The following is an 8,685-nucleotide window of genomic DNA, read 5'->3' on the forward strand; positions in this document are numbered from 1 at the left end:
AATTAAACCAAATTAAATTAGGTCTAATTGAATTCACTGAGTTAAATTGAATCGAATAACATCAAACGAGATGCACTAACGAATTAGATTATCACAGTATAACTGCCAGGAACCTGGCCGGCTTTCCTTCCAGGGCTTCCATAGCGTGTTCGTAAGTGGAGTCAAAATAAATTGAGTCTCCTTCATTCAGAAGAATTTCATTATTGTGAATATAGACCTTCAGGCTTCCTTCCAGCACATAGTTAAATTCCTGACCTGGGTGAGAATTTGTCTCAGGTTTTTCCCCATGTGGTTTGTGTTCAACTGTAACTATAAAAAATTCAGCCTTTTTATGAATGAATTTTTCAGCCAGGTTCTGGTACTTATACTGCTTCCTCCTCTCAACGTTGACTCCTTTTCCATCCCGTGTAACTGTAAATATATTCATGCGCGGCTCTTCCCCTGTAAGAAGAGTAGCCATGTCTACACGCAGTTTGTGCGCAATTTCAAAAAGCATACTTGCCGGAATATCCTCAGTTCCATCTTCATATTTTTCATAAGTTTCATTGGATATTTGCAAATATTCTGCCATGTCTTTGACCGTGAAATCCGAGAGTTCACGCAGTTCACGTACTCGATCTGCAATTTCTTTTATTTTTTCCTGCATGATACGTATTCTCCAGCTGAATTTTTCAAGAATTAACTAAGATCTACTTAAAAACCTTTGGCTTTGCAGATTTTATACCTGCTTACAGAGATTTATTTCTTCCAGATCCATTGAAAATTATAATTGATATACGTTATCATTCAGTCCCTACAGTTATATTTTATAAAAAATCTGTGGAAGAACTGAATCCTATAGAACCGAGTCTGCAGCTTTAAAAATAAGGTTATTTTACAGGCTTTGGAAAGTAAAGTTATATACAGGTTTCGGAAAGTAATGGTTTAAGTCTAATTAATCTTTTAACTTCTGATTTTAACCTTTGTTTCAATTTTTGCTTTATAACTTATGTTTTAACACAATTTTAGCATAACTGGATCAGGCTTAACTGGATAAGGTTTTAAACTTCAGATAATATTTTGGAATTAAACCTAACTCTATAATTCAAACTTAGGGGAAATTTTATTGGCCATCGGTTAAGTGAAAAATCGTAATAAATTGCGTCAATGCCCCCAACATTTATTAAATATGTTAATAGATTAGGAGCTAGAACAGGGTATCGATTTCAGTAAACAGGCCAAAATTTAAGGCCAGCTTCTAATGCAAAATCGATAGCGTTCAGGCAAGAAAATTTCTTAACCGATGACCAATGAAGTTCATTTTAAAGTTTTTAATTTTAATTATTATTTTCCAATATTTTTTAGATCAACAATTTTATATGTATCCTTTTAAAAAATAATTCTGTAAATTCCGGAATTGATGTGTGGGTTAACATGATAAAAATTCGAACATTCAGACAGGCCTGCTTATTTGCAATTTTTCTGGTTCTGGTTCCTATTTCAGAAACCGGTGCAGCAGAAAATATTTATGTTTCCCCAAGAGAATCGATTCAGGAAGCAGTAGATAATGCCTTGCCGGGCGATACTATCTTTGTGATGCCCGGAGAATATAATGAAAGCATTCAAATCAATCAGGATAACCTGACAATAATCTCGGACTCAAAAAATCCTTACAATACAGTTATTACCGGAGCGGATAAAGAGAGCGATGTATTCAAGGTAGTTGCCAGCAATGTGACAATCAGCGGTTTCTCAATAACCGACAGTAAATGTGGAATTTACCTGAATGGTGCTCAAAACTGTATCATAAATAACAATATTATATCGGAGAACAAAATTGGGATCTGCCTATCTAAGTCCAAAGATAACACCCTGAGTAATAATATAGTAACTTCAAACGCCGATTGTGGTATCAAGTTGTTTACCTCCTCAGGAAACACGATATATAATAACTTTTTTAATAATACGAATAATGCCAGGGATGATAAACTCAATACCTGGAACCGGACCTCAGGCAACTGCTGGAGTGATTATACAGGTCAGGATGTGGATACAGACGGTATCGGCGACACTACATATGCCGTAAATCGCCTCACAAAGAGTAGGGACTACAGACCGTTAATGAATTTCATTCCGGAACTTCCCGTGATGCCAGAAGCAATTTTTACTTCCAACGTGACAGTAGGATACGCGCCTCTTACGGTTGAGTTTACAGATGTCTCAGAAAACGCCAGCTCACTGTTGTGGAGCCTTGGAAATCAAGACATCTCGAATTCTTCGAACTTTTTACGTACTTTTGTCAATGAGGGTAATTATACGGTTACCCTGAATGCCACGAACGAGAATGGCAGCGACTCTACCAATGTGACTATAAATGTTTTGAAAGCTCCGGACCCCTCAGTTCCCATACTTCCCGATGCTAAGTTCGGTGCCAATATGACAATTGGGTATGTTCCACTTACTATCCAGTTTTTTGATTTTTCTGAAAATGCAGACTCGCTGTCCTGGAGCTTTGGGGATGGTAAGAGGTCTTGTTGCCCGGAACCAAAACATACCTTCTGCTGCCCAGGAAACTATACAATTTCCCTTACGGCAAAGAATGACAATGGCAGTTCTTCAACCTGCGTTGTTATTCATGTCCTTAACTCGACAAGCCAGCCCTCTGCCGAAAATACCATTAGCCCGGAAGATACCACATACATTGTTAATCCGAAAAATACCGAAGATTCAGGCTCAAGCCTCAGAAACAAGAATAACGACACCAGTGGAATTCTGAACTGGAAAAGCCTTGAGTCTATTGAGAACTTCGCCCTATCTTTTACTAGAACCCGGCGGCTTGCAGAAGTAGAACCATCAATAGAGCACGAAATCCTCAGATTTGCTGATACTATTAAAAATCTTACAGAAAACTCAGTGTCCAGAAGTGAAGTAATAAATATTTCTACGCGTGCTATGTTTTTCGGATTCCTTGGAATAGCTCTGGGACTTTCCGCATTTAGAAGAGGAAGAAAATAAGTTAATACTCACAGTTAGAAAATTCAGTAAATGCTTACTCCTTTGACTGAGGGCAGTTCAAGGATTTTGTCCACAAGTTCTCCAGGCACTTTCTTATCGGTAATGATTGTAAGTCTGGGATTATCAGTTAAATATGGATCATCCGAAACAGCCTGACGGATGCTTACTTTGCTTCCTGATATCAGGCCTGCAACCTCCGCAAGGATGCCCACGTCAGCGGCATCTTCCGGGATAATAATGATTACTCCAAGGCCAAGAGAAGGAGCTACGTCTCTGAGGAAGGGGATGGAATGAACATTTCTGAAGATTCTGCTCAGAAGCTCATCTGAAATAATGGTCTTTGTAGTTGCGTCGACTACTCGCCGGTCAACACCTGCTTCTTTTGCAAGCTGGGTATGTGCGATCTCAATACTTCCAGAGGTGACCTTTCCTTCTTTATTTACCTGAAACCCGCGTTCAAAGAGCAACTTAAGCACTTTTGCCTGTGCAGGATATTTTTCAAACTTTTTGAGTAATGTCTGCCACATATAAACTTAAGTTTAAACCAGGTTCCCTGATATATAGTTTCTTATTATGATCCATTATCAGTAGGGTAAAGGGGCTTCGGGATGAGATTTCCGAATATTCCTGACGTCAATTGCAGCTTGCGTTAATTTGATGTACCAGCAGGGCACGAGTATTTGCATGGAAACTTCCAGCACAGACAATAAGCCGGAGTCCGAAAAAACAAGTTACCAGCGACTTCTTATTGCCGGTCTCAAGAAAGAAATAGAAATGGCTCGCAGACTTGACACGGAAAACCTTGCATCTGAAATCCGGAAAATCGGTTTCTCCTGCCAGAACTGTGGAAAATGCTGCAGGCGGGCTTTCGGGGACAACAGGGTAGCGGTAATTCCTTCCGAAATTGAAAGAATCCGGGAATATACAGACCTCTCAAAACTGGAGGTTGCAGGACCGTTTGTGACTGAGGGCCCTATCCAGGATGGGGCAGAGGAATCGGGAGAAGAATCTCCAGAAACTTCATTCAGAGCATCGGAGGAAAATGAAGAGTCTTTTTCTCCGGAACTTCTTGAATCTCTTAAGGATTGTATCGATTTTGAGGGAAAGATTCATGCCTTTGGATGGATCCTCAGACGGAAGAGAAATGGAGACTGTATTTTTCTTGAAAAAGATACGTACAAATGCCGGATCTATCCAGTGCGCCCTATGCTCTGTAGCACTTATCCTTTTTATATCGAAGGGCTGAGATTACAGACCTGTGAATGTGAAGGTGTCGGATTCCCGATCTCTATAGAAGACAGCCGAAAAATGGCAGAAAATCTTCTCTTCAGATATATTTCGGAACTTGAGGACACACTTAACCTGTATGAGAATTTCGTGGACTTCAGGAGAGGGGAAAAAGGCCTCGAGCTTGCAAAAAAGAGCCAGGAAAATGGTACATTTACCTGTATAGTTCACGACAGCAGAGGAAGCACCGAAATTAGTGTTTAAAAGTAAGAATTGGCAAACCTTCAAATTTTACTGGTTAAGATACTTTTATTTTAGCTAATTCCGTTTTTACATGAGCCTGAAAGATTTTTAGTTTCTGTCGAACTGCATCATCAATTAAATTTATTTATTATAAAGAGCCAGTAACTCCCATGACCGGGATGTCTGGTAATGAAAATCGTCCGATGACCGTTTCGGAAAAGATATTTTCGAAGGCCTCCGGAAGTCCCGTAAAAGCCGGTGATTTCGTGCTGGCAAATATAGACCTGGCAATGACTCACGATATTACAGGTCCTCTAGCAATTAAAGGCTTTTACGAGATAATGAAGGACAGAGAAGAGAAAAAAGTATGGGATCCTACGAAAATAGTGATCGTATTCGACCACCAGGTTCCTGCAGATTCTATTAACGCCACAGCAAATCATATTATGCTTCGAGAGTTTGCTGAAGAACAGAGCATTTTAAATTATGATGTATATGAAGGAGTTTGCCATCAGGTTCTTCCCGAAAAAGGGCACGTGCTGCCAGGAAACCTTATCGTTGGCTCTGATTCGCATACGTGTGCTTATGGTGCTCTGGGAGCGTTTTCTACAGGTATAGGGTCTACTGATATGGCTGCCGTTTTTGCCACTGGCAAACTCTGGTTCAAAGTACCCGAAACTTTCCGTTTTGAAGTAGAAGGAAAACTTCCAAAACATGTTTACTCAAAAGACCTTATTCTCCACCTGATAGGCGATGTTGGGGTCGAAGGTGCCAGGTATATGGCAGCCGAGTTTGGAGGCTCAACAATTCACTCTCTCTCGATCCCCGAACGTATGACTATGTCCAATATGGCAATCGAGATGGGGGGAAAGACAGGAATCATCGAAGCCGATGAAATAACTGCAAACTACCTCAAAGAGAGGATTATGTATTATGAGTTTGACCCATATTGGAAATCCGATGAAGATGCAACATATGTGGGAATCAAGCACTACGACGTATCTGACCTGGAGCCTCAGGTAGCCTGCCCTCACCATGTGGATAACGTAAAACCCGTAACCGAGGTAGAGGGTACGAAACTTGACCAGATCTTTATGGGTTCCTGCACAAACGGCAGATTCGAAGATATTAAAATCATGGCTGATATTATGGGCGATGAGCCAGTAGCCAAGGGTGTTCGCCTGCTTGTAGTTCCTGCTTCAAGGACAGAGTACCTAAAACTCTTGAAAGCCGGGTATATAGAAAAGCTCATGAATGCAGGTGCAATCGTAGAATCACCGTGCTGCGGACCATGTATGGGTGGCTCTTTCGGCTTGCTTGGTGCAGGTGAAGTGGGCCTTGCAACCTCGAATCGTAACTTCAAGGGCAGAGAAGGTAGTCCCGAATCTTTTGTGTATCTGTCTTCCCCTGCAACTGCAGGAGCATCAGCCCTTACAGGAGAAATCACTGATCCAAGGAAAGTTTGAAAATTTCCTGTTTTTACTTTTTTGGATATTTTTTCACTATTCGAATTTTTGAAATATTTGTCCGTGTTAATTAAACAGGTGTTAAAATGCCGGATACTGACCTATCAATCTTAAACAGGGTATATGAAATCATACTGGACCGAAAACAGAACTATGACGAGCGCTCATACGTCTGCAAGCTTTTGAACCATCGTAAAGGTATGAACAAGATTCTTGAAAAAGTAGGCGAGGAGTCAGTTGAAACAATCCTTGCAGTCAGAAACGAGAACCATGAAGAAATCGTTTCTGAAAGTTCAGACCTTATTTTCCATCTTCTGGTAATGCTTGCGGCAAATAACGTTACCCTTGATGAAATCGCAGCCGAGCTCAGTGCCCGACATGAAAGCATGAAAAGGGATTGAAGACCTGGAGGTTTTTACCTCCTGGTTTGAGAACCCGGATAATTCGATGTATTATAAACATCGAGTTTTTCCAGTTACTTTTCATAGTTTATAATAACTTTTAATGATTTACAATAACTTATACTAATATTTAATAACTTATTTTTTCGTATAAATAGCCGCAAAAAACCTTAATTTTTTAATACACTGCCAGTTCATTCAAGACATCGGTTTTTGACAGTGTTCCTTTGGGCACGCCATTAATGGTTACGACGAGCCGGCCTACGTTATACTTATGGAATAGTTTTACAACGTCATATAGCTGCATATCCCCATCGACCGTGATAAGTTCTTTTGTCATGATATCCTTAACTTTTACGTTGGGTTTTCCCTGAGCAATAGCATGGGCAATATCGGTGTAGGTAACTATTCCTACGATTTTTCCTTTATCTTCCACAGGAGCTCCATGAACGTTATTCCGGATAAAAAGCCTCGTTGCTTCCTGAATACTTGCATTGAGATTTACAAGCAAAGGAGGATACTTCATATAATGTTTGACATGCTTTTTAGGGAGTGAAATCATTTCCGTAATATTGAACAAAATCGAATTATTGGTATCATCCCTTCCTGTGACTTCTCCACGGATTATCAAGCGGTTTACAGGCGTGGGGCCTACCTGAAGCTTATCGTCCATTATAAACTCTTTTGTATTTCCGATTACTCGTACGACTCCGCTACAGGCATCAGGACTCCTGACCGTAGTAAAACTAATATCGGCAGCTGTAGCTCCACTAACTAACGCATTATTTCTATAAAGAGGGACCACGGACTCATTTTTCAGTTGTTGGATTCTTAATGCGTCATATGCTGCTCCTGTGGGTTTATAACCTCCTTTTGGCCCGGGCACTCCCTCTACAAGCCCAAGGGCTTTTAATAACTGCATCTGATTGCGGATAGTCCCAGGATTACGCTTGATTACCTCGGCTATTTCTTCTCCCTTGATTGCCCGGTCCTTTTGCCGCTGAAGGTTGATTAATGCAATAATAATGTCTTTTTGAATTGGAGTAAGTTCCATATTACCACCATTAGTTTCATATACCTTTATAAGAATGATGTACAAAATCGATAAATAGATAATGTAAGCTAACGCATATATTTACCATAATTAATGATTACAAATCTTATTACAAATTAATATTACAAATATAAATACAGTCCGGTTCTGCTTTAAATATTTACCTGGTTTTTCATTTTAGATCAGAGTTTATCACCAGCATATAAGTATAAATTCAAAACCGAGTAATAAATTTTCTCCCAGGGAATCGCATTCAGGAATCTCTGTGAGACCTCGCTTGCGAATTTATTTTGTTGAAATTCTTCATCTATAATAACGTTTATATAACTTAGCAGGGTCCCCAGAGGGTTAGAACATAATGATCTTCGAGAAAATTCACACCGTTCCCACTTCCCAGGAATTAATCAATAAAGCCTTTAAGCGGTCAGCGCGAGCTATGTCCGGGAAAACCATAGAAGACAGAGAAAGCCGATTCAGGGCCAACGAGTCCATGCTGTTGACAGCCGCAAACATTCTGACGGATAATCTTGCAAATATAGTCAGGCGGTTCCCAAGTTTTGAACAATTACCCAGATTTTATTACGAAATTACAGACATCCTTGTAGGCGTAGAAAAACTCAAGATGTCCCTTGCATCCGTGGACTGGGCCAGCAGGAAGATCCATGAGATTTCAAGAAGTTATGTTGGGAAAATTAGAAATTCGGATCTCCCTGAGCCTATCCGGAAAGAAGCATTTGGAAGGCTTGCTTCGATTATCAAGTCAATTAACAAGGATCTTCTCTTCCTGAACGAAGCCAGAAACATTTTGCGGAAACTTCCTGATGTGCAGGATGAGCCTACAATTGTAATCGCTGGCTACCCGAATGTAGGAAAATCAAGTTTCGTCTCAAAAATTACAGGTGCAAGCCCTGAAATCGCTCCATATCCATTTACAACAAAAGGCGTAGCAATCGGGCATTTCATGCGGGACGGTATGCGTTACCAGGTCATGGATACTCCAGGACTTCTTGACCGCCCGATGTCTGAGAGAAATGATATCGAAAGGCAGGCAATTACCGCGATTCATTACCTTGATGCGGTTGTGATGTTTATGATTGATCCCAGTGAAAGCTGTGGATACGAAATCGAAGCCCAGAAACACCTGCTTGCGGAAATTCGAGAGAACTTCAAACTTCCTCTGCTTGTGGTCTCAAACAAGGCTGACAGGTCAGAGTTCAAGAAACTGGATGAAGTGGAGTTTAATATTTCCACAGTTACCGGAGAAGGAATTGAAGACGTAATGAACAGGCTCATGCAAATG

8 protein-coding genes are annotated in these 8,685 nt (G+C 40.4%); 5 read left to right on the forward strand and 3 right to left on the reverse strand.

Annotated elements, in window-relative coordinates; genetic code table 11:
- Nucleotides 1-91: 91 nt before the first annotated feature.
- Complete coding sequence (locus A9239_RS08410) at nt 92-646, reverse strand: helix-turn-helix domain-containing protein (RefSeq protein WP_048116503.1); 555 nt, start codon at nt 644-646, stop codon at nt 92-94.
- A 767-nt stretch (nt 647-1,413) separates the two neighbouring features.
- Between A9239_RS08410 and A9239_RS08415 the strand changes: the two genes are divergently transcribed.
- A complete protein-coding gene (locus tag A9239_RS08415; protein ID WP_052712878.1) occupies nt 1,414-2,994 on the forward strand; it encodes a NosD domain-containing protein in 1,581 nt (526 codons plus the stop codon).
- 23 nt (nt 2,995-3,017) lie between these two features.
- Here A9239_RS08415 and A9239_RS08420 read toward each other — a convergent pair whose 3' ends face one another.
- Nucleotides 3,018-3,521 (reverse strand): amino acid-binding protein, encoded by a 504-nt coding sequence (locus A9239_RS08420; RefSeq protein WP_048116499.1) that lies wholly within the window; start codon nt 3,519-3,521, stop codon nt 3,018-3,020.
- A 157-nt stretch (nt 3,522-3,678) separates the two neighbouring features.
- Here A9239_RS08420 and A9239_RS08425 point away from each other — a divergent pair, with 157 nt between their 5' ends.
- The 3 genes from A9239_RS08425 (at nt 3,679) to hisE (ending at nt 6,331) form a co-directional block, all read left to right on the forward strand.
- Nucleotides 3,679-4,485, forward strand: a complete 807-nt coding sequence (locus tag A9239_RS08425) for a YkgJ family cysteine cluster protein (RefSeq protein ID WP_048116496.1) — start codon at nt 3,679-3,681, stop codon at nt 4,483-4,485.
- Nucleotides 4,486-4,643: 158 nt separating this feature from the next.
- Nucleotides 4,644-5,930, forward strand: coding sequence for a 3-isopropylmalate dehydratase large subunit (locus tag A9239_RS08430; RefSeq protein ID WP_218104579.1), 1,287 nt, complete (start codon nt 4,644-4,646; stop codon nt 5,928-5,930).
- Nucleotides 5,931-6,016: 86 nt separating this feature from the next.
- The gene (hisE, locus tag A9239_RS08435; RefSeq protein WP_048116490.1) at nt 6,017-6,331 is read left to right on the forward strand and encodes a phosphoribosyl-ATP diphosphatase; all 315 of its coding nucleotides are present in this window, start codon (nt 6,017-6,019) and stop codon (nt 6,329-6,331) included.
- A 178-nt stretch (nt 6,332-6,509) separates the two neighbouring features.
- On the opposite strand, the gene A9239_RS08440 is transcribed toward hisE, so the two are convergent.
- The gene (locus A9239_RS08440; protein WP_048116486.1) at nt 6,510-7,385 is read right to left on the reverse strand and encodes a CBS domain-containing protein; all 876 of its coding nucleotides are present in this window, start codon (nt 7,383-7,385) and stop codon (nt 6,510-6,512) included.
- Nucleotides 7,386-7,743: 358 nt separating this feature from the next.
- Between A9239_RS08440 and A9239_RS08445 the strand changes: the two genes are divergently transcribed.
- Nucleotides 7,744-8,685, forward strand: a 942-nt coding sequence (locus tag A9239_RS08445) for an NOG1 family protein (protein ID WP_176722118.1), incomplete at its 3' end; no start/stop codon positions are given.

Origin of the sequence: Methanosarcina sp. A14 (genome assembly GCF_001729375.1) — an archaeon.
Taxonomy (GTDB): domain Archaea; phylum Halobacteriota; class Methanosarcinia; order Methanosarcinales; family Methanosarcinaceae; genus Methanosarcina; species Methanosarcina barkeri.